17 protein-coding genes are annotated in these 21,306 nt (G+C 53.0%); 14 read left to right on the top strand and 3 right to left on the bottom strand.

Going from position 1 to position 21,306, the window contains the following annotated elements:
• Positions 1-152: 152 nt before the first annotated feature.
• The 3 genes from Q0P86_RS11170 to Q0P86_RS11180 all read right to left on the bottom strand — a co-directional run bounded on the left by Q0P86_RS11170 (position 153) and on the right by Q0P86_RS11180 (position 5,534).
• On the bottom strand, positions 153-1,442 hold the full coding sequence (locus Q0P86_RS11170; protein WP_290992528.1) for a citrate synthase: 1,290 nt from the start codon (positions 1,440-1,442) through the stop codon (positions 153-155).
• Between the two features lie 123 nt (positions 1,443-1,565).
• Positions 1,566-2,861: an aminotransferase class I/II-fold pyridoxal phosphate-dependent enzyme gene (locus tag Q0P86_RS11175; protein ID WP_295039484.1), complete on the bottom strand. Its 1,296-nt coding sequence runs from the start codon at positions 2,859-2,861 to the stop codon at positions 1,566-1,568.
• Between the two features lie 72 nt (positions 2,862-2,933).
• A complete protein-coding gene (locus tag Q0P86_RS11180) occupies positions 2,934-5,534 on the bottom strand; it encodes an RNA helicase (protein WP_295039486.1) in 2,601 nt (866 codons plus the stop codon).
• Between the two features lie 80 nt (positions 5,535-5,614).
• Here Q0P86_RS11180 and Q0P86_RS11185 point away from each other — a divergent pair, with 80 nt between their 5' ends.
• From Q0P86_RS11185 to Q0P86_RS11250, 14 genes are all read left to right on the top strand, one after another.
• Positions 5,615-7,711: a polysaccharide biosynthesis tyrosine autokinase gene (locus Q0P86_RS11185; protein WP_295039489.1), complete on the top strand. Its 2,097-nt coding sequence runs from the start codon at positions 5,615-5,617 to the stop codon at positions 7,709-7,711.
• A 21-nt stretch (positions 7,712-7,732) separates the two neighbouring features.
• Positions 7,733-8,620 carry a glucose-1-phosphate thymidylyltransferase RfbA gene (rfbA, locus tag Q0P86_RS11190; RefSeq protein WP_294115602.1) on the top strand — a complete coding sequence of 296 codons (888 nt, stop codon included), beginning with the start codon at positions 7,733-7,735 and terminating at the stop codon, positions 8,618-8,620.
• 9 nt (positions 8,621-8,629) lie between these two features.
• A complete protein-coding gene (locus Q0P86_RS11195) occupies positions 8,630-9,766 on the top strand; it encodes a dTDP-glucose 4,6-dehydratase (RefSeq protein WP_295039492.1) in 1,137 nt (378 codons plus the stop codon).
• Between the two features lie 78 nt (positions 9,767-9,844).
• A complete protein-coding gene (gene rfbC, locus Q0P86_RS11200) occupies positions 9,845-10,408 on the top strand; it encodes a dTDP-4-dehydrorhamnose 3,5-epimerase (protein WP_290992544.1) in 564 nt (187 codons plus the stop codon).
• A gap of 118 nt (positions 10,409-10,526) precedes the next feature.
• Positions 10,527-10,973 carry a low molecular weight protein-tyrosine-phosphatase gene (locus Q0P86_RS11205; protein ID WP_294114804.1) on the top strand — a complete coding sequence of 149 codons (447 nt, stop codon included), beginning with the start codon at positions 10,527-10,529 and terminating at the stop codon, positions 10,971-10,973.
• 21 nt (positions 10,974-10,994) lie between these two features.
• The gene (locus Q0P86_RS11210) at positions 10,995-12,128 is read left to right on the top strand and encodes a polysaccharide biosynthesis/export family protein (protein WP_072978030.1); all 1,134 of its coding nucleotides are present in this window, start codon (positions 10,995-10,997) and stop codon (positions 12,126-12,128) included.
• 17 nt (positions 12,129-12,145) lie between these two features.
• Positions 12,146-13,522, top strand: a complete 1,377-nt coding sequence (locus tag Q0P86_RS11215) for a mannose-1-phosphate guanylyltransferase/mannose-6-phosphate isomerase (RefSeq protein ID WP_295039494.1) — start codon at positions 12,146-12,148, stop codon at positions 13,520-13,522.
• A 154-nt stretch (positions 13,523-13,676) separates the two neighbouring features.
• Positions 13,677-14,486, top strand: a complete 810-nt coding sequence (locus Q0P86_RS11220; protein WP_291025423.1) for an alpha/beta hydrolase — start codon at positions 13,677-13,679, stop codon at positions 14,484-14,486.
• Between the two features lie 18 nt (positions 14,487-14,504).
• Positions 14,505-15,563 carry an acyltransferase gene (locus Q0P86_RS11225; RefSeq protein ID WP_295039496.1) on the top strand — a complete coding sequence of 353 codons (1,059 nt, stop codon included), beginning with the start codon at positions 14,505-14,507 and terminating at the stop codon, positions 15,561-15,563.
• 158 nt (positions 15,564-15,721) lie between these two features.
• Positions 15,722-16,825, top strand: a complete 1,104-nt coding sequence (locus tag Q0P86_RS11230) for a VWA domain-containing protein (protein ID WP_295039498.1) — start codon at positions 15,722-15,724, stop codon at positions 16,823-16,825.
• Positions 16,826-16,837: 12 nt separating this feature from the next.
• Positions 16,838-17,866, top strand: a complete 1,029-nt coding sequence (locus Q0P86_RS11235; RefSeq protein ID WP_072978035.1) for a VWA domain-containing protein — start codon at positions 16,838-16,840, stop codon at positions 17,864-17,866.
• 260 nt (positions 17,867-18,126) lie between these two features.
• Positions 18,127-18,810, top strand: coding sequence for a DUF4956 domain-containing protein (locus Q0P86_RS11240; RefSeq protein WP_072978037.1), 684 nt, complete (start codon positions 18,127-18,129; stop codon positions 18,808-18,810).
• Positions 18,811-18,819: 9 nt separating this feature from the next.
• On the top strand, positions 18,820-19,884 hold the full coding sequence (locus Q0P86_RS11245) for an HlyD family efflux transporter periplasmic adaptor subunit (protein WP_290992564.1): 1,065 nt from the start codon (positions 18,820-18,822) through the stop codon (positions 19,882-19,884).
• 54 nt (positions 19,885-19,938) lie between these two features.
• On the top strand, positions 19,939-21,306 hold the full coding sequence (locus Q0P86_RS11250) for a hypothetical protein (RefSeq protein ID WP_290992567.1): 1,368 nt from the start codon (positions 19,939-19,941) through the stop codon (positions 21,304-21,306).

Raw genomic sequence — 21,306 nt, forward strand, 5'->3', positions numbered from 1 at the left:
CGGTTGCGAGAGTGAGCTCGCTGGGGACGAATTCACTTATTTGGGAGCGAACGGTATTCCGTGAGCAACGAAGCCCTCGGGTGTTTACCGAGGGCGGTTGCGAGAGTGAGCTCGCTGGGGACGAATTCACTTATTTGGGAGCGAACGGTCTTTTATCTCTTGTCGCGGTCGATCCAGGCGCGGGCGGTGTGGCCCGTGTAAATCTGGCGCGGACGGTTGATCCTGGAATTCGGATCGTCGTGCATTTCTTTCCAGTGGGCGATCCAGCCGGGGAGGCGGCCGATGGCGAACATCACCGTAAGCATGTTCGTCGGAATGCCCATGGCGCGGTAGAGAATGCCCGAGTAGAAGTCCACGTTCGGGTAGAGCTTGCGTTCAATGAAGTAGTCGTCCTTGAGGGCGGCTTCTTCGAGCTTGAGCGCAATGTCCAGCAGCGGGTCGTGGAAGTGCTCTCGCTCGAACACCTGGTACATGAGCTTCTTCAAAACCTTCGCGCGCGGATCGTAGCTCTTGTAGACGCGGTGACCGAAACCGGAAAGACGGAACGGGTCGTTCTTGTCCTTGGCCTTTGCCATCACCTGGTCAATGGTCATGCCGCTCTGCTGAATGCGCAGGAGCGTTTCCAGCACGGCCTGGTTGGCGCCGCCATGGAGCGGACCCCACAGGGCGCAAATGCCTGCACAGATACTTGCGTACAAGTTGGCGTGAGAACTGCCCACCATACGCACGGTCGAGGTAGAACAGTTCTGTTCGTGGTCGGCGTGTACAATCAGAAGCGTGTTTAGAGCCTTTTCCATGATCGGATCCGGATGGTAAGAACGGGCCTTGCTGCTGAACATCATGTTCAGGAAGTTGCTGCAGTAGCTGCGTTCCGCTTCGGGGTACACGAACGGTTCACCGATGCTTGCCTTGTAAGAGAAGGCGGCGATCGTGCGGATTTTCGAAATCAGGCTCGCGGTCGTCAGGTCGAACACGTCGGCGATGTTTTCGTCGTCGTAGAAACGCGGCGTAAACAGGCCCACGGCGTTCACGATGGAGCTGAGGATGCCCATCGGGTGAGCGCTCGGCGGCATCTGCCTAAAGAAGTGCAGAAGGTTTTCGTGGAGGAGGGCGTTCTCGGTCAACAACGTGCGGAAACGCGCGAGCTGCTGCTGAGTCGGCAGTTCACCGTAAATCAGGAGCCAGGCGGTTTCGGGGAAGGTTGCCTTTTCGGCAAGGTCTTCGATGCTGTAGCCGCGGTAACGCAGAATTCCCTTTTCGCCGTCCACGTAAGTGATGGCGCTGCGGGTGCTACCGGTATTCAGGTAGCCGTAATCCAAGGTCACCAGGCCGGTTTCCTTGCGGAGTTTGCAGATGTCGAGACCGTGTTCGTTTTCAGCACCTTCAACAACAGGGAGCTCGATGCTCTTTCCGTTGTAACTTAAAATGGCGTTGTCGGACATGTATCCTCCAGGTGATTAATTAAGAGTTCGGAATTCAGAGTTCAGAACTTAAATAGTCGCGGCGTAGCCGCCTTATTAACAACTCCGAAATCCGAAATCATAATTCTGAATTTAGAATGAAATCTACGATTTCATTCCCATGATGCAATAATAGATATTGTCGAAGAGCTTGGGAAGCTTTTCGGTCGGCACGGCAGAGAATGCGAGGCGGATCAGGCCAGAAAGCATAATCGTACCGGTGCTGTAGTCCTTGATGAGCTTTTCGCGGAGCTGTTCTGCGTCGACACCCTTCGGCTTGATGCACATAAAGTAACCGCTGTTGCACGGCATCGGGTCGAAAGCTTCCTTGTATTCCGGATGGGCGGCGAGGACTTCCTTGATGATGTCGTAGCGCTTCTTGAGGGTCGCGTACTTTTCAGCCTTCTGCTGGGCGTATTCTTCGCTCTGATAAGCGGCAAGCAGAATCTTCTGGCTGATGGAAGGGCCATTCGAGATGTTGCCACGAACGGTACCGGCGGCCTTGTCTTCCATAGCCTTGAGCTGTGCCTCAGTTGCACCCTTGAAGCCGAAGCTCATGAAGCCTACGCGGAAGCCCCATACGTAGTCTTCCTTGGTCGGACCGTCGAGCTTGACGGCGAGGAGGTTTTCGTGAGCGTCCACGAGTTTGACGAACAGGGATTCCTTGGTCACGCCTTCTTCGTACACCAGTCCGAAGTAGGCATCGTCGAGGAGGGCCACCACTTTGTTGCCCTTGGCGGCACATTCGGAGAGGATCTTGGCGATTTCAACCGCTTCCGTTTCGGTAGCGGTGTAGCCGGTCGGGTTGTTCGGGAAGTTCAGGAGCACGACCTTCTTGTCGCCCTTGCTGTTATCCAAAGCGGCCTTCAAGGCTTCGGTATCGAAACCGCCGTTCTTGAAGGTGTTGAAGGTCTTGATCTTGGCGCCGCGGGCGTTTTCGAACACGAGCTCGTAGTTGTCCCAGTACAGGTCCGGGATAATCACTTCGTCACCGGCATCGAGGAACAGGTAGCCGGCGCAACTGATGGCGTGGGTGAGGGCGCAGGTCACGACCGGCGTGCTGAAGTTCTTGTTTGCAAGCGTCGGGTTCTTGATGATGACCTGCTTCTTCCATTCCTTGCGGAGGTCCGGGTTACCGAAGCTCGGGGCGTACAGGAAGGACTGCTTGGGCAGATTCAGGGACTTGAGGACGCAATCCAGCACGAGCGGAGAGCCATCGTCTTCGAGGGCGGTGCCAATCGTAGCGTTGATCTCGGAGCCCTTGGCTTCGGCGCCTTGGCCGAGGATTCCCTTGCGGGGGAAGAAAATCGCCTTGCCCTGTTCAGAGAGCATATCGAGAACTTTGCAGCCGTTTGCGGAAAGTTCTGCATTGAGAGCCTGTGCTAAAGGATTGTAGTTCATGGTTAGTGTCCTTTTAAATTTTACGAGGCCAAAGATAGAAAAAATCACCTGTTTTTTCTAATTGCAAATTGCTTACGCTTCACCGATGCGAATCATTTTAAGGAGCGGCATGCCCGCGTCGCGGCATTCGGCAAGATTCACATCGAAATCGATGCTCCAGTCGTTAAAGTCTTCTTCGTCTTGCAGCATCTGCTGCACGTGCATGATATCACCTTCGTAGGTGATAATCGTATGGTGCAACGAGCGGCCTTCGACATCGAGACGGAACTTGTGGTGTTCTGCGGTATAGGCGGCCATGATTTCCATGAGACCGTTTTCGGTCCAAGGCTTTCCGTCGCCGTCCACGAGCATCTGACCTTCGGCGAGGTCGTCGGCGAGCATGTCGAGCACATCGCCATAGGCCTGCTTCTGCAAAGCGGACATAAGCTGGAAGATGCGCTGGCGCACCATGACAATAAAATGCTTCTTGTCGTAGGTGATGTCGGCGGCCACCTTGTCGGCCCCGAAGGCGGTCTCGAGTTCCGTGGCGCCCGCGGCTTCCATGCGCTTCTGGTAGTCTTCGGGGTGGGCCATCTTTTCCCATTCTTCGAGCAGGCTCGAGTCGGTGCGGCGAATCATGTCGCCCAAATAGTCTTGCATGTCGAGGAGTTCCTCGTTCTTGTAGCCGTCGGGAACGGTTTGGGTGAGCACCTTGTAAACGCCGTTGATATGTCGGAGTAGAATTGCTTCCATGCGCTGCAGGCCGTACTGCTTGACGTAGCCGCTAAAGGTGCTGAAATTTTCGAACATTTCGCGCACGATGCTCTTGGGTTCGATATTCACGTCGACCCAAGGGTGTTCTTCGGCAAAGGCGTTGAAGGTGTCGTAAATGAAATCGCGAAGCGGCTTGGGGTATTCCACCTTCTCGAGTTCTTCCATGCGCTGGTTGAATTCCATGCCCTGCGCCTTGAGCTCGTCGAGGCGAGCGTTACGCGCCTTGTTCTGCTGAATGCGAAGGATTGCTTCGGGATTTTCGACGATACTTTCGCACAAAGTAATGACATCGAGGGCGTATTCGGGGCTTTCGCGGTCCAGTTTCGGAAGCGTATCGACCAGGTACAGCGAAAGCGGCTGATTCATGGAAAAGTCGTCTTGCAGGTCCATGTTGACGCGGAGCTTACTGTAGCCGGGCGCAATCGGCGTGACAAATTCGATGATGTTCTTTTTGACGAGGCTCTTGAAAAGCTGAAACGCGCGGTGCTGCAATTTCTTTTTGCTGGCGGCGCTTTCGTGGCAATCCTTGAGCAGGTTGCGCATGGCGGCGCAACCGTCCGTGGGGCGACTGAGAATGTTCAAGAGCATTCCGTGACTCACCTGGAAACTCGATGTGAGCGGTTCCGGCGAGGCGGCAATGAGGCGCTTGTAGGTGCTTTCGTCAAAAGGAACGTAACCATGCTCGGGCGGTTTCTTTTTCTGGAATTTTTTGCCGGTCTGTTTTGTCTTGGCTTCCAGTTTCAAGTTTTCGATGACATGTTCGGGCGCCTGCGCCACTACGTAGCCGATGTCGTCGAACCCCTTGCGGCCTGCGCGGCCTGCAATCTGGTGGAAATCACGCGCGGTAAGGATTGCAGTCTTGTCGCCGCTGTACTTGCAGAGCTGCGTAAAGAGTACCGTTCGAATGGGCACGTTTACGCCCACGCCCAGTGTATCCGTTCCGCAAATGACCTTGAGGAGTCCCTTTTGTGCGAGTTTTTCGCAGAGAATGCGGTACTTGGGCAAAAGTCCCGCATGGTGCAGGCCAATACCTTGCTTGAGCCAGCGCTTGACTTCGGGACCGTAGGGGCTGCTGAATCGGATTTCCTTGATGGCATCGTTAATCGCCTGTTTTTCTTCTTTAGTGCAAAGGTCCAGACTCATGAAATTCTGGGCGTTGGTGGCCGCCTGGGCCTGCGTAAAGTGTACTACGTAAACAGGCGATTTTCCGCCTGAAACAAGCTTTTGCACCGTATTTGAAATTTCAGTTTCGGAATAGCTGAAATCGAGCGGAACCGGTCGCTGCGAAGAACGCACCGTCACCGACTCGCGTCCCGTATGCTTCGTCATGTCGAGTTCGAAAAATTCGGTGACGCCTATGGTGGCGCTCATGAGCAAAAATCTTGCTTGCGGAAGCGTGAGTAGCGGAACTTGCCAAGCGACGCCGCGTTCCTTGTCGGAATAGTAGTGGAATTCGTCCATCACCACATCGGTAATCGTAAGCTGCTCGCCTTCACTTAGCGCCATGTTACTCAGGATTTCTGCGGTACAGCAAAGGATGGGAGCGTCGTGGTTAACGGTTGCATCCCCTGTCGAAAGCCCCACATTTTCGGCGCCGAATTCCTTGCAGAGCGCCATCCATTTTTCGTTCACCAGCGCCTTGATGGGGCAGGTGTAAACGCTGCGGCGCCCATGGGCCAAACTGTCGAAATGGAGCGCTAATGCCACCATTGACTTTCCGGAGCCCGTGGGAGTGTTCAAGATGACGTTTTTGCCGTCCAAAAGTTCAAGAATTGCTTCTTCTTGAGCGGGGTAGAGCGTTGTGCCGCGGGATTCCGCCCATGCCATAAACGCATCCAACAGGGTCTCGGCGCCTTCGCCGGCTTTAAAAGGGGTTTGGGGCAAGAAATCTTTTAGGCGTTTGGGGGCGTTTTCACTCATAAAGCCAAAGATAGCTTTTTTACATATAGTGTGTTTTTTCTAAATTATACGGACATCGTTTGTTAGAGGAAAAACGCTTTATGGCTACGAAGAAAAAAGAAGATACCGATCTTGGAGAACTTTTAAAGGAGCTGGCCAAAAACTGGCCCATTATGGTTCCTATAATGTTACTCGCCGGCATTATCGGCGTATTTGTCGCAATGTGGGTGAGACCGGTTTATCAGGTGGATGCGCTTCTGCAAATCGAATCCAAAAATAGCAAGCCCTCGGGAATGATGGGAAGCCTCGGCGCTTTGTTCGCGATTAGCAGTCCCGCCGAAACTGAAATGGAACTAATCAAGAGCCGTCAGGTGATGGGCGCTGCCGTTGAAAAAATGCGCCTTGACCTAGTCGCAGATCCTCAAAGCAAACTGGACCGTCTCATGCACAAAGAAGGCCGCCTAGAACTGAGCAACTTCAATGTGCCCTGGAACAACGTCCCTAAAGAAAAACGTAATCTGCCCTGGACCGTCGTAGCCAAGGATTCCCTAGGCAACTTCGAGCTCTTCGACCAAGACAAAAAATTGGTCCTCACAGGTAGTGCTGGGCAAACCTATCATTTCGCTTATGCCGGCGATACGGCCACTTTCGGAATTTTCCGTGCCGAGGTTCGCCCCGGTCAAACATTCTCCGTATACAAACTCAAGCGTCTCGACGCTATCGAAAAATTTCGTGGAGCGTTCAACGTTTCCGAAAAAGGCAAGAAAACAGGAATCCTTGAATTTTCGTACCAAGATATTTATCCGGACCGCAGTGTAGAAGTTTTGAACGAGGTTGCATCTTCTTACTTGCGACAGAATGTCGAGGAACGCAATGCGGAAGCCCAAAAGACCCTGAATTTCCTCGAAAAACAGCTTCCCGATGTCAAGGCCCAGATGGATTCGTCCCTTATGAACTTGAACACCTACCGTAACCGCGTCGGTTCGGTAGACATCAATGCAGAAACACAGTTGGTGTTACAGCGTCGCATGAAGCTGCAACAGGATATTCTCGCCCTACAGCAGCGCAAGCAAGAAGCAATCCGTCTGTTCCATTCCGAGCATCCCACCGTAAAAACTCTTGAAGATCAAGAAGACGCTCTACGCCGCGAACTTGCGGGAACCTCCAGCGAAGTAAAGAAGCTTCCCGCCACCCAGCAGGAAGTGCTTAAGTTGCAGAACCAGGTGGAACTGACAAAGGTCATGTACACCACCATGCTCAACAACATCCAGCAGTTGCGTCTCGTTTCTGCCGGTGAGGTCGGCTCGGTTCGAATCATTGATTTCGCCGAACAGGTGACAGTCCCCACAAAGCCAAAGAAGAAAGTTATCCTGTGCGTCGCCCTGTTCCTCGGATTCCTGTTGGGCGCAACAATCGTCTCGATCAAGTCTAAGTTTAGCAGTGGCGTCAAGAGCGCGAACTTCATCGAGAAAGAAACAGGCTTCACCGTTTATGCCAAGGTTCCCAAGGGCAATCCGAAGGGAACCAAGGGGACTCGTCCCCTGGCCGTGGTGGAACCAGGCGACGTCGCAGTAGAATCGCTCCGAGCATTGCGTTCGTCCCTTGAATTTTCAATGATGGACGAAGGCGGATCCATCATCGGTGTAAGCGGCCTTATCCCCGGAGTAGGCAAGAGTTTTATCTCGGTAAACCTCGCCGCCCTGTTCGCCGGTCTCGGCAAGAAGGTGCTACTCATCGACGCAGACCTGCGTAAGGGGCGTTTGCACAAGGAATTCGGCATCAAGCGCGGGGACGGGCTTTCCCAGATACTCCTCCGCAAGGTGGAACCCGAAAAAGTGATTTTCCCCACGGAAGTCGAGAACCTTTTTGTCATTCCGTGCGGCAATGTTCCCGCCAACCCGGCAGAACTCTTGGGGTCCAAGCATTATTCCGAAATAATCAACAAATTCAAGCAGGAATACGACCTCGTAATCGTCGACACGCCGCCCATTATGCTCGTCACCGACGCCGCGCTCGCCTGCTATGTCGCCGACCAGATCGTGATGGTCATTGAATACAATAAGCATTCAATCGAAGCCATCAAGGACGGCATGTCGCAGATTCTCAAGGGCAATCCGCAGGCCCACGCCTCGATTGTCATCAACAAGTACGAGCACAGCCGCACCGAAGGCTACGGCTACAAGTACGGGAAGTACTAATTAACCGACGAAGGAGTCAATATGAAAGGAATCGTTCTCGCCGGGGGCTCCGGTACAAGGCTTTATCCGCTGACCATGGTCACCAGTAAGCAGCTTTTGCCTGTTTACGACAAGCCTATGATCTACTACCCGCTGTCAACACTGATGCTCGCCGGCATTCGCGACATCCTGATTATCTCGACCCCGACGGACTTGCCCAACTTTGAACGACTCCTGGGCGACGGTTCTACCATGGGACTGAACCTAAGCTATAAGGTACAGCCTAGCCCTGATGGCCTTGCGCAAGCCTTTATCCTCGGCGAAGAATTTATCGGAAACGACTGTTGCGCGATGGTCCTTGGCGACAACATCTTCTACGGCAACGGTTTCAGCCCGCTCCTCAAGGCGGCAGTCAAGAATGCCGAAGAAAAAGGTCGTGCAAGTGTCTTCGGCTACTACGTCGAAGACCCGGAACGCTTTGGCGTCGTAGAATTTGACGACAACGGAAAGGTGATTTCTGTTGAAGAAAAACCGAAGGAACCGAAGAGTAATTACGCGATTACGGGCCTCTACTTCTACGACAACCGTGTTTCCAAATATGCAAAGGCTCAGAAGCCCAGCGCTCGCGGCGAGCTTGAAATTACGGACCTCAACCGTGTTTACCTGGAACAAGGGGAACTCGACGTAAAACTGCTCGGCCGTGGTTTCGCCTGGCTTGATACCGGCACCATGGACAGCCTCATCGAAGCAGGCGAATTCGTGAAGATGGTCGAAAACCGCCAAGGAATCCAGATTAGCGCAGTCGAGGAAATTGCCTATATCAATGGTTGGATTAGCAAGGAAAAGCTCCTTGAATCCGCAGCCAAGTACGGCAAATCCCCCTACGGTCAACATCTGCGCAAAGTTGCAGAAGGCAAGATTAAATACTAAGGGAAAATTATGAAACGATCCATTGTCATTACTGGCGGTGCAGGCTTTATCGGAAGCCACGTGGTTCGCCTGTTCGTGAACAAGTACCCGGAATACAAGATTATCAACCTCGATAAGCTTACCTACGCGGGAAACCTCGCGAACCTCAAGGATATCGAAGGCAAGCCGAACTACAAGTTCGTGAAGATGGACATCTGCGACTTTGACGCGTTCTACAAGCTTATGCAGGATGAGCATGTCGACGGTATCATCCACCTGGCGGCAGAAAGCCACGTGGACCGCTCCATCAAGGACCCGTTCACCTTCGCGAAGACCAACGTGATGGGGACTTTGAGCCTGTTGCAGGCCGCGAAGCTCTACTGGGAAAGCCTCCCGGAAAAGTACGAGGGCAAGCGTTTCTACCATATCTCCACTGATGAAGTCTATGGCGCCCTCAAGATGAACCACCCGGAAGGCATCACGCCCCCGTTCACCACGACGGCCTCCAGCTCCGAACATCACCTGGCCTACGGTGACGACTTCTTCTACGAAACCACGAAGTACACGCCGCATAGCCCGTATTCTGCATCCAAGGCCGGCTCTGACCATTTTGTGCGTGCATTCCACGACACCTACGGCATGCCGACGATCGTAACGAACTGCTCCAACAACTACGGTCCGTACCAGTTCCCCGAGAAACTGATTCCGCTTTTCATCAACAATATCCGCCACAAGAAGCCGCTGCCGGTTTACGGCAAGGGCGAGAACGTTCGCGACTGGCTCTTCGTAGAAGACCACGCCCGCGCCATCGACGTGATTTTCCATAACGGGAAGATTGCCGAAACCTACAACATCGGCGGCTTCAACGAATGGAAGAACATCGACATCATCAAGGTCGTGATCAAGACCGTCGACAGGCTCCTCGGCCGCGCCGAAGGCGAAGACCTGAACCTCATCACCTACGTGACGGACCGCCTGGGCCACGACGCGCGCTACGCCATCGACTCCACCAAGCTCCAGAAGGATCTCGGCTGGGAACCGTCCCTGCAGTTCGAGGAAGGCATCGAGAAGACCGTGCGCTGGTACCTCGACAACCAGGAATGGCTGGACAACATCACCAGCGGCGACTACGAGAAGTATTACGAAAGTATGTACAAGGGAAAGTAGAACTTAGAATTTAGAACTTAGATTCATTTGTTCGTCTAAGAGCGAAGCGGTCTAAGTTCTGCCAACTACCAACTAAATATGTCCAAATTCAATTTCATTAAAACCTCCATCGAGGGCGTGACAATCATCGAGCCGACGGTCTATGGCGACCATCGCGGCTATTTTATGGAAACCTACAACAAGGCTGAATTCGACGCTGCCGGCCTGGACATGGAATTCGTACAAGATAACGAATCCCGTAGCAAGAAGGGTGTTCTTCGCGGACTGCACTTCCAAAAGAAGAACCCGCAAGGCAAACTCGTCCGCGTCATCGAAGGAGAAGTCTTCGACGTCGCTGTAGACCTGCGCAAGGGAAGTCCCACGTTCGGCAAGTGGGAAGGCGTCACTCTTTCTGCCGAAAACAAGAAGCAGTTCTACATTCCCGAAGGTTTTGCCCACGGTTTCGTGGTGCTCAGCGAAACAGCGACTTTCGTGTACAAGTGCACTCGTCTCTACGACCCGAAAGACGAAGGCGGCCTGATGTGGAACGACCCTGAAATCGGCATCGAGTGGCCGGTAGGCAATGGTTTCGAGCCGCTTCTCAGCGAAAAGGATACCAAAAATCCAGCGCTCAAGGATTTGAATTTTTCTTTCGAGCTTTAATGCTGAATTGAAAAGGAGCGAAGAAGAATTAAAATGTTTTTAATTCTTCTTTTTTTTTGCAATCTTTCCCGTTTATTATTTATAACAATTATATGTCTTTTTTCTATTTTAGCATCCAATGAAACACATTCTAGTTGTATGCACAGGTAATATTTGTCGAAGCCCTACAGGCGAATACTGTCTCAAGAAAGAATTGGGCCCTGAATTTGAAGTGATGAGTGCCGGCCTCGGGGCATTGGTTGACCATCCCGCACATGAACTCAGCCAAAAAATCGCGCTGGAGCATGGCATCGATATGAGCGCACATCGAGCCCGTCAAATCAATTTGGACATCCTTAAGTGGGCCGATTTGATTCTCGTTATGGAAAATGGCCACAAGATGGAGCTCCTGCACCGCTATCCGTGGCTAGAAGGCAAAGTTTTCCGCTACGGGGAACCCCAGCGGGTCGACGTTCCCGACCCGTACCTCCGTCCCGAGAACGCCTTTGTTCTCGCCTGGAACTTCATCTCCAAGCTGACTCCTTATTGGGTTGAAAAAATCAAACAAAGTGAAGGCCAGGCATAGCTGGCAGAAAAGGGTTGATTTATGAAAAAAATGTTTTTAGGCCTTTGCTCCATGGCATCCGTCGTCTTGACCGGTTGCTTTGCCGGTCCACAGATGCAGATGTCCTTGCCGAGCGATTCTGCCGAATATAACGGCATGACGGTGCAAATTCACTCCATCGACCAAGGCGATCTTGGCAAGAGTGTCGTAACCGCCGATGGATCATCAGACCTTGGCGATTTGAAGGACCTGGTTGTAGATTCCCTTCCTGAATTGGAATACCGCATTGGACCTCTGGACATGGTTCAGGTGGTGGTGTGGGAACACCCGGAACTGACCTCTCCGATGGGCCAGTACCAGCCCGCAGGCCAAAAGGTGACTACCGACGGAAAGCTTTTCTATCCTTACGCCGGTGAACTCCAGGCGGCAGGCCTGACAGCCCAGGAACTCCGCGCCGAAATCACGAAGCGCCTCTCCGACAAAATTCTGAACGACCCGCAGGTCGACGTCCGCGTTACCGGCTACAACAGCCGCAGGGCATTTGTGGCTGGCGCCGTGGAACGTCCGGGTTTCGTTTCGTTCAACGAAAATCCGATGACTCTCCCCGACATGATTGCAAGCGTCGGCGGGTTCACCAAGGAAGCTGATCCGTCTGCAATGCAACTTCGCCGTGGCGACAAGGTCTACAGCATCAACTACCTTGACGCCTTCAAGTCCAACCTGCCCCTTGAACGCATGATGGTTCAACCCAAGGACCAGCTCTTTGTTCCGGCACTGTCCGAAACGCAGAAGGAACAGAAGGTCTACGTGATGGGCGAAGTCGGCAGGTCAGGCATCGTGAATATCTACAGCGGCAAGCTGACCCTCGCCGAAGCTCTCGCCTCCGCCGGCGGCTTGCAGGCTTTGAACGCCACGTCCCGCGGCATCTATGTGATCCGCAATTCTTCTGAAACCAAGATTGACGTGTTCCAGCTGAACGCCAAGAACGCGATGGCACTTGCGATGGCCGACCGTTTCGAACTGAACGCCCGCGATATCGTGTACGTGGATGCTTCCGGTCTCGCCACCTGGAACCGCCTCATCAGCTTGATCCTCCCGTCCGTCCAGACGGTCTACTATGGCATGCTGGCTACGCATAACGCCTACATTGTCAAGGACGACATAAAGGGCAAATAGTAAGGAACTAACCGAGTATGATTAACTTGATTCTTTGTGGTGGTTCGGGCACGCGCCTCTGGCCCGTGAGCCGTTCCCTCATGCCCAAGCAGTTTGCCCCGCTCTTTGACGGGCAGTCCCTGTTCCGCAAGACGGTGGTCACCAACTCCGCCGTCTGCGAATCCCAGTTTATCGTTTCTAACGCCGACCAGTTCTTCCTCGCGAAGGACCAGCTCGAAACGGAAGGCATTACCGGAAGCAAGTTCCTCCTGGAACCCGTGGGCCGCAATACCGCTCCCGCGATCGCCCTCGCCTGCCTCACCATGGATCCGGAGACCATCGTGCTCGTGTCCCCGTCGGACCACGTGATTCGCAAGAAGGACGAGTACAAGAAGGTTCTCCTCCGTGCGCAGGAACTCGCCGAGACGGGCAACCTCGTGACCTTCGGCATCACACCAACGAGTCCCGAGACCGGCTACGGCTACATCGAAGCCGCCGGCGAAGACGTGAAGCGTTTCGTAGAAAAGCCCGACCTTGCCACCGCCGAAAAGTACCTGCTCTCCGGCAACTTCTACTGGAACAGCGGCATCTTCTGCTTCAAGGCGAAGACCTTCCTCGCCGAACTCGGCAAGTACTCCCCCGAGATGCTCGCCGCCGCACAGAAGGCGCTTTCTAACGCGACTGTCGAAGACGGCGAACCCATCCGCATCGACCGCGACGACATGATGGCCATCCCGTCGAACTCTATCGACTACGCCGTGATGGAAAAGTCGAGCAAGGTGAAGGTGGTCCCGAGTGATATCGGCTGGAGCGACCTCGGCAGTTTTGACAGTCTTTATAACGAATATCCGCACGACGACAATGGCAACAACGTGAACCCGCGCCACATTGCCGTCGGTTCCAGGAATTCCCTCGTGATGGGAAGCCAGCGCGCCATCGCGACGATCGACCTCGACAAGATGCTCATCGTCGACACTCCGGACGCTTTGCTCGTGGCCCCGCTTTCCAGCAGCCAGAAGGTGAAGAAGGTGGTGGAAGAGCTCAAGCAGCGCGGCTCCGACCTCATCAACGTGCCGCAGACGGTGAGCCGTCCGTGGGGTACTTACTCCGTGCTCGAATCCACCGAACGCTACAAGATGAAGCGTATCGTGGTGAAGCCGGGCAAGCGCCTCTCCCTGCAGAAGCACCTGCACCGTTCCGAACACTGGGTGGTCGTAAGCGGTACAGCCACGGTGACCGTCGGCAAGAACGTGTTCTACGTGCGTCCGAACGAATCCACCAACATCCCCGTGGGTGAAGTTCACCGTCTGCAGAACGAAGGAAAACTTCCACTCGTGATCGTCGAAGTCCAGGTGGGTGAATACACCGGCGAAGACGACATCATCCGCATGGAAGACGACTTCCACAGAAACTAAACCATATTCGGAATTCGGAATCCAGAATTTGGATTTCGGAGTTGAGTAATAATTATATGTCGGACTTGTTCCGGCATTTTTTGTAATCGTCACAGCCCACTGTCTACTTCCAACTTCCTACAGTCTACTTCCTACTTCTTGCTATATTATAATCATGAGCGATTCTCTTGTACAGACCGTCCGTACGGATACTTTTGAAATGGATTACGCCAGAATCGGTTCTGGCGAAAAGCCGTTAGTCGTCATTCCCGGGATTTCTATCAAGAATCCCCTGAGTTTCGCGAACTCCTTTAGCGTACCTTACAAGATATTCTTGAACGACTACACGCTCTATTTCTTTGACCGTAAAAAAGAGGCAAAACCCGGTTACACGCTTGAACAAATGGCCGATGACCAGGTTAATGCCCTCAAGTCCATCGGAATCGAAAAGGCCGACATCTTTGGAGTATCGCAAGGTGGCATGATTGCCCAGTACATGGCAATCCGTCATCCGCAAATCGTAAACAAGCTGGTACTCGGTTCATCCACTTCGCACGCGGAACCACTGCAACTAGAAACCATCGGCAAATGGGCTCGTCTAGCCGACACTCATAACGCCCAGGAACTCGTTGATTCCTTCCTCGACAAATGCTTTAGCGAAAAATTCCTGACGCGTTACCGCAGGGCGCTCAAGGCGATGTACGAAAACGTCTCCGATGCCGAAATGGATCGTTTTTCCATTTTCGCTCATGCCTGCGACTTTGTCAACACCTACGACGATCTCGGAAAAATCAAGAGCCCGACATTAGTTCTTGGCGCAGGGAACGATCTCGTGACCACCCCGGAAGCCTCCATCAAGATTGCAGACAAGTTAAAAACCGAAAGTATCCCATACGAATTCTATATGTACGAAGGCTACGGTCACGCCGTATTCGATGAACTGAGCGATTACAAGAAACGAATTTTTGAATTCCTGGAAAAGTAAAAATCAGTTCCTTGCCGTATGGAAACTCCCGCACAGCCCCCCGATGCCAAGCCCCGCTACGCCTTTGTCGATTTGGCCAAGGGCTTTTGCATTATGCTGGTGGTTTGGCATCACATCGCTAGCACCTGGGGAATCGAAAGCTACCCGCTCAAGGAAACCGTATCGCTTTTCCGCATGCCTCTCTACTTTTTCCTGTCGGGACTTTTCTTCAAGGAATACGCAGGTTTCTTTGACTTTTGTCGACGCAAGGTGAACAAGCTTCTCATTCCGTTCGCCTTCTTTTTTGTGACTCTTTCTTGCCTATTGCCCTTTGCACTGCATTACCTGCATCTGCGGGCAAATCCAGGCGCGAGTGTCTGGTATTCGTTCTTTTGGAAACAGACATTTCCGAATATTCCCGTATGGTTCTTGCTAAGCCTATTCTGGACGAACCTAATCTTTTACGGATTACACCTCGCCGTAAAAAAATTAGTTGCGAAAAAATTTCCGAAGCACACCACGGCATCGCTCGTCAGTTTATCCGTCATATTGGGCCTATTCGGTTTCTTCCTCGGGCGAAACGACATCAAGCTCCCGATGTTCCTCGCCTCTTCACTCACGGCAATTCCCTACTTTTGTGCAGGACACGTGGCTTTCCGCTACACGAAAATTCTGGCGCCGAACCGACTGGACCGTTGGAACATTCCCTTTGCTCTCTTACTCTTTGGAATCACCCTCGCACTTTCCTTTAACGCCCCGCCGGAATCCGTCAGCTATGTCAGCAACCGCTACTGGTTCCCGATATGGAACATATACCTATGCGGGCTCCTGGGCACCATCGCCGTTCTACTGCAATCCAAGGCCATCGGGAAAATTCCACTCGTTTCCTACTTCGGTCGCTATTCCATCATGATCCTGGTGACGCACGGTTGGGTCCAATGGGGAATCATTAAGTTTTTGCAGGAAAATCACGTGCATTGGCCGAGGCCTGTGGCGCTTGCTTTTGTCTTTGTGACGACCATGCTCCTGTACCTGGGCATTATACCGCTCATGAAGCGGTTCTTACCTCACGTGACCGCACAGAAAGACGTTATTTAATTCAGAATTCGGATTTCAGAATTCGGAGTTTCTTTTGGCTCACTTCCTACCGTCTACGGCCTACTGTCTACCGTCTATTTCTCATTCTAGCTTTTTTCGCCGCATTTTTGTATATTCACCGTTGTAAAATTTGATTTTTTGCGTATTTCGGAGATTTTATGGATATTGGTGCACTGCATTTTCAGAATCCCGAGGCCTTCTGGCTTTTACTTTTAGTCCCTGTTTTAGTCGGCTGGTACATCTACCGTGAACACCGCCGCAAGAGTACCATCAAGTTTCCGGCACTCTCGATTGCAAAGCGCGCTGTCCCGAGCAGACGCGTCCGTTTTCGCCATATCGTGCCGATTTTACGCCTCGCCGCACTCATCTGCTTTGTCGTGGCGCTTGCCCGCCCGCAGAATGCCATGGAAGTGGAATACACGTCGACCGACGGCGTCGACATCATGCTCGCGCTCGACGTTTCGGGATCCATGGGCACGCTCGACATGCTCACGCGTATGGAACAGGCGAAGCTCGGTGTCATGAATGCAGAACGCATCCTGAAATCCGGCGACTACTGGAAATATAGCCGCTTGGGTTATGCCCAGCAAGTGATTGCAGACTTTATCCAGAAACGCCACAGCGACCGAATTGGGCTTTCTGCCTTTGGTGCACGATCGATAACGCAGTGCCCGCTGACGCTCGATTACGGATCCCTCCTTGAAATTCTGAAAGCGACCGATGACCTTGCCCGCGATTCCATTATGGGTAGCCGCACGGCCATTGGAGACGGTCTTATGAATTCCCTTGCGCGTTTGCAAAAGTCCGAAGCCAAGTCTAAAGTAGTGGTTCTCCTGACCGATGGTCGCGATAACGCCAGCGTGGTGCCGCCGATGCGTGCCGCAGACGTAGCGCAGTCGCTGGGAGTCAAGGTCTACACGGTTGGCGTGGGTAAAAGGAACGGCAAGATTCTCGCCTTCCAGCAGAATCCGTGGACAGGCGATATTTCTTGGGGCGAACGCGATATCACTCCCGAAGAGGGCATCGACGAAGACGTATTGAAAGCCGTGGCACAAAAGACCGGTGGGCGTTTCTACCGCGCCGAGAACAAGGAAGAACTCGAGAAAATCTATTCCGAAATCGATGAACTCGAAAAGACCGAAATTGAAACGGTCGCCTACGCCCGCTACGCCGAAAAATTCTACCCGTGGCTCCTGGTGGGCGCCCTGCTGATTTTACTTGAATTGTTGCTTGCAAACACGCGCTTTGTGCGCATCCCGTAATGGAGGCTTTAGATGCGATTTGCTGAACCGATGTTCTTGTGGGGCCTACTTACGCTCCCTCTGTTTGCGCTCCTTTTTGCGTATGCCTATCACCGTCGCAAAAAGTTGGCAGCACGATTCGTTTCGCTTTCGATGTTACCTAAGCTTTCGACTTCGGTGTCGCCTTGGCGGCGCCTGGCGAAAGTAACCCTCTTGCTTTTTGCAATCGCATTCCTGTTCGTTGCGTTGGCGCGACCGCAATGGGGTCGCAAGATGGAGCACATTGAACGCCGCGGTCTTGACCTGGTACTGTTGCAGGACATTTCGCTTTCGATGCTCGCCGAGGACGTGAAGCCGAACCGCCTTACCCGTAGCCGCCACGAAATTTCTTCGTTTCTGGAATCGCTTTCGGGCGACCGCGTTGGCCTCGTAGCATTCTCCGGAGAAGCTCAGGTGATGGTGCCACTCACCCTCGATTACGGCACCGTGCAGATGATGCTCCGAGAACTCACTCCGGGCTGGCTCATGCCGGGAACGAATCTGGAAAAGGCCATCCGCAAGGGGATGGATCTGTACCGTAATTCCGGAAGCGCCGGGCAATACTCCGTGATGATCTTGATGAGCGACGGAGAAGAACTCGAAGCCGCCGCCGTCAACGCCGCGAAAGAAGCCGCCGAGATGGGAATCCGCATTTACACCATCGGTATCGGCTCCCGCGAAGGCGTGCCTATTCCGGTGCCCTCCAAGAACGGCGAAATCGCCTACAAGAAGGACTTGCAAGGGAACATTGTCACGACCCGTCTTGAAGACGGAACACTACAGGAAATCGCAAGCGCAACCGGCGGACTCTACTTTTACGCAAGCCCCGGCGAATTCCAGTTGCAAAAGGTGCTGACAGAAATCGCAAGTCTCGAAAAGAAGGAACAGGCTTCCGACCGTATGGAAAACTACCAGGACCGTTACCAGATTTTCCTTGGCCTTGCTGCGCTTCTGTTCCTGATTGAAGCGCTCGTGTCCGAAAGGGGCCGAAAGCGTCGCGTTGGAGCTGGCCGGTTTAGCTAAAGGTAAAATATTTTTACCATGTGTTTGCACGCTATTTGCACACTTGCTTAAAATGCAAAAAACTTTTTAGGTGCGATTCTATTTCTTTTTTGCTATTATTCCAATATGGTGTAAAAAAATAGGGTAATTTCCCCCAAATCACCCTGCTTGAATAGGTTAGTTTGGTTTTTGTTCATCCATTTTTACACAAAAAATCACTATTTTGCGGGTGATTAAAGTAAATTTCGGATGAAAAGAAAAAGTCAACCAACGGAGTCTTTATGCTCGACCTTTTAGCCGTCCAGTCCGGCACCGCCAATGCCACCCTTATCACATTGGCGTACACCTTGATTCTCACGTTTATCCTGTCCTCGGTCATCGCCTGGACCTACGAAAAGACCTTCCTCGGACTTTCGTACTCTCGCAACTTCGTGCAAGCAATCGTGCTCAGCGCAGTAGTCGCCGCAACGGTGATGCAGGCTATCGGAGACAATGTCGGACGAGGCCTCGGTATGATGGGTGCACTATCGGTGGTTCGCTTTAGAACGAGCTTCAAGGATCCCCGCGACATTATGTTCGTGTTCGCCTCGCTCGGCGCCGGTATCGGATGCGGTGTGTACGCCTGGGGTGCCGCAGCGGGCGGTACGGTCGCCTTCTGCCTCGTCGCGTTCCTGCTTTCCCGTACGGGTCTTGGAACAAAGCACTTCTTTGACGGTATGCTCCGTTTCGCCCTTCCGAACGAACCCAAGGTACGCGGTCAGATTGAAGACATTATGAAGTCCAGCCTCAAGACCTTCATCTTGATTACGATGCGCGAAGTTGATGGCGGAGCAAGACTGGATGTCGCCTATCAGATTCGCCTGCGCGCGACAAAACCCGCGGCAGAAATCCTGAGCGAACTTTCTAAGATCGAAGGCATCTCGGACGTACAGTTCATGATGCAGGACGCTACGACGGAAATGTAGGGAGTAAATATGAGCAAGCTTGAAGATTTGATTGACAACTTCTGGAACACCCACAAGAACAACGCGGGCGTTGCCTACCTTTACGGTCATAAGCTCTCTATCGCCTGGGTTCTCTGCGTCATTATCGCCATTATTCTTGGCGTTATTTACCAGGGCAAGATCGCCACATTCCAGGGCATTGCCGAAGCGACCGAAACCACGATTAGCCTCCCCAGCCCGACCGAGGTGGTCAAGATTCACGTGATGCCCGGACAGTCGATCCAGCCCGGCGACACCATCGTAGAACTCAACCGTCCGGACCTCACCCTCCGCATCGCAGAACTCACCCGCGAATTGGACGCCAGTGAAGGCCGCAGCAACCTTTCCGCTGCGGACATCGATCAGAAGGTGGCAGCAGTCAAGGCAGACCTCGCTACCAAGACGCTCACACTCAAGTCCGAAATCAACCGTCTCGAAACGGAATACAAAAAGAACAAGGAAATTGCCTCCAAGCTCAAGAGCCTCCAGGGATCCAACGCCAATAGCGACGGGAACGATGCCATGACCATGCAGATCAAGAACCTGAAGAACGAACTCGCCGTCGCAAACGCCAACGCGAACGAACAGATCAAGCTTCTCAGGAGCAGCAACCGACTGCAGAAGGATGCGGGCAAGAGCGAAGCTGCGAACCTGAAAAAGGAACTCGAGGAACTCCAGAAACAACAGGGAGAACTGGTCCAGATTGCCAAGGAAAACTGGGTCGTCGGCTCCGTGAACGTCCACGACGGAGAAAAGGTTTCGAGTTTCGCCCCGATTATCACCCTCACCCACAAATCCCCGACGCTTGTCCGCGGCTACATCCACGAAAGAATGTACCAGCGTATGGATATCGGGGAAACCGTGAAGGTCAAGACCCTGAGTGGAACAGGCAAGCCCGTCAAGGGCAAGGTTGTCGGTCTTTCGAGCCGCATCGTGGAATTCCCGGTACGTATGTGGAAAATGCCGGAAATGCCTATTCACGGCCGCGAAGTCATTATCACGATTCCTGCCGAAAATCCGTTCCTCCTGGGAGAAATGGTCACTATTTCTGAGTAGGTAACGCCATTGCGAGGGGCAAGGCCCCGATGCAATCTCTAGATAAAGGTTTATATGAAAAAGTGTGGATATGTCTTTTTGCTTCTGGCCGCTCCGCTGCTTGCCGCTCCCCTCACCTGGGAGACGCTGATCAAGTCCGCCGACGACGATTTGCGCTACCAGTCTTCCAAGAAGCGCACGAACATCGCCACGTCGCGCAACACCAAGCTTTGGGACAAGATGGAGTTGCGCTACAAGCTCGACGGTTTTAGCTTTGCGAGCCACGATTTTGAACTTCGCATGACTCCGAAGGCTTTTGGCGAGGGCTCCGCCGACCGCGCCCATTACGAAGCGCAAATGGTATATGCAAATGCCCAGCTGGCAGAAGACCGCGGCATACTGCTCTACGACCGGTACGAACGTGCAATTCATTATCTGATGCGTCAGCGAATCAACAGACTGAACAAGGAACTTTACCAGGTCAATTCCGACCGTATCGAAGTCCTGCACATGAAAGCGGGTTCGGCCACGTTCAATCCGCAGGACCTGATGTCCGCTCTCGAAAAGGAAGCGACCATCCGTGCAGCCCTCATTAGCGATTCCAATTCGCTCCAGAATTCCGAGAAGAAACTCCGCCGCTGGATTCCCGATTTTGACGGCATCGAACTGGACTCTTCCTGGCTTCCGTCCATGGAAGAAATCGAGTCCCAGATTTCGGACGGAATCGAAGTGAACGACAACTACCCGCAGCTTGCAATGGCGAAGGGCAAGATGGAATCCGAAAAGGCTCGCGCCAAACAGGATGTCGCCAGCCGCCGGGACTACATTACGCATATCGGCATCGGCTACTCGATGAAGATTGAATCGCTGATGGAAAAGTACAAGGACCTGGATGCAGGAGACGTCGCCTACGAATACAACGAGTACATGGACGACTACCTTGAAAAGTATCCGGATGCCACTGCGGACGACTCCCGCACCATCCGCAAACTCGTCGCCGACAAGGACAGTCGAAAGACCAGCGACAAGTTCTACGCGACGCTCGGCATTAAGCTCCCGTTCTTTGACAGCAACAAGGACAACGACTTACGTAACCAGGTCGCCGACCTTGATGCAGAAAGCGACTATATGGCCAAGGCTCGTGACGTGAACGTGAAGGTCAACCGCCTTGTAGAACAAGTTAACGGCTACCTAGCCCAATGGAAAGTCCAGAAGGACTTTGCCGACAAGGTCAAGGCCGGAAACATCTTTGAGCAGTTCGCCAAGGATGCCGGATCCGATCCGTTACTCCTGTTGCGCGCCCGCGAAAGTGCCCTTGAAAGCGAACTGAACGCCGCCAAGCTCGAAACGACCATCTACGACCTTTACCTGGAACTGCTCCAATACGCAGGAAAGCTCTCCAAGGAAGGCGTGCAGAACCACCTGGTAGGGGGACTTAAGTAA

Origin of the sequence: uncultured Fibrobacter sp. (assembly GCF_946062555.1) — a bacterium.
Taxonomy (GTDB): Bacteria; Fibrobacterota; Fibrobacteria; order Fibrobacterales; family Fibrobacteraceae; genus Fibrobacter.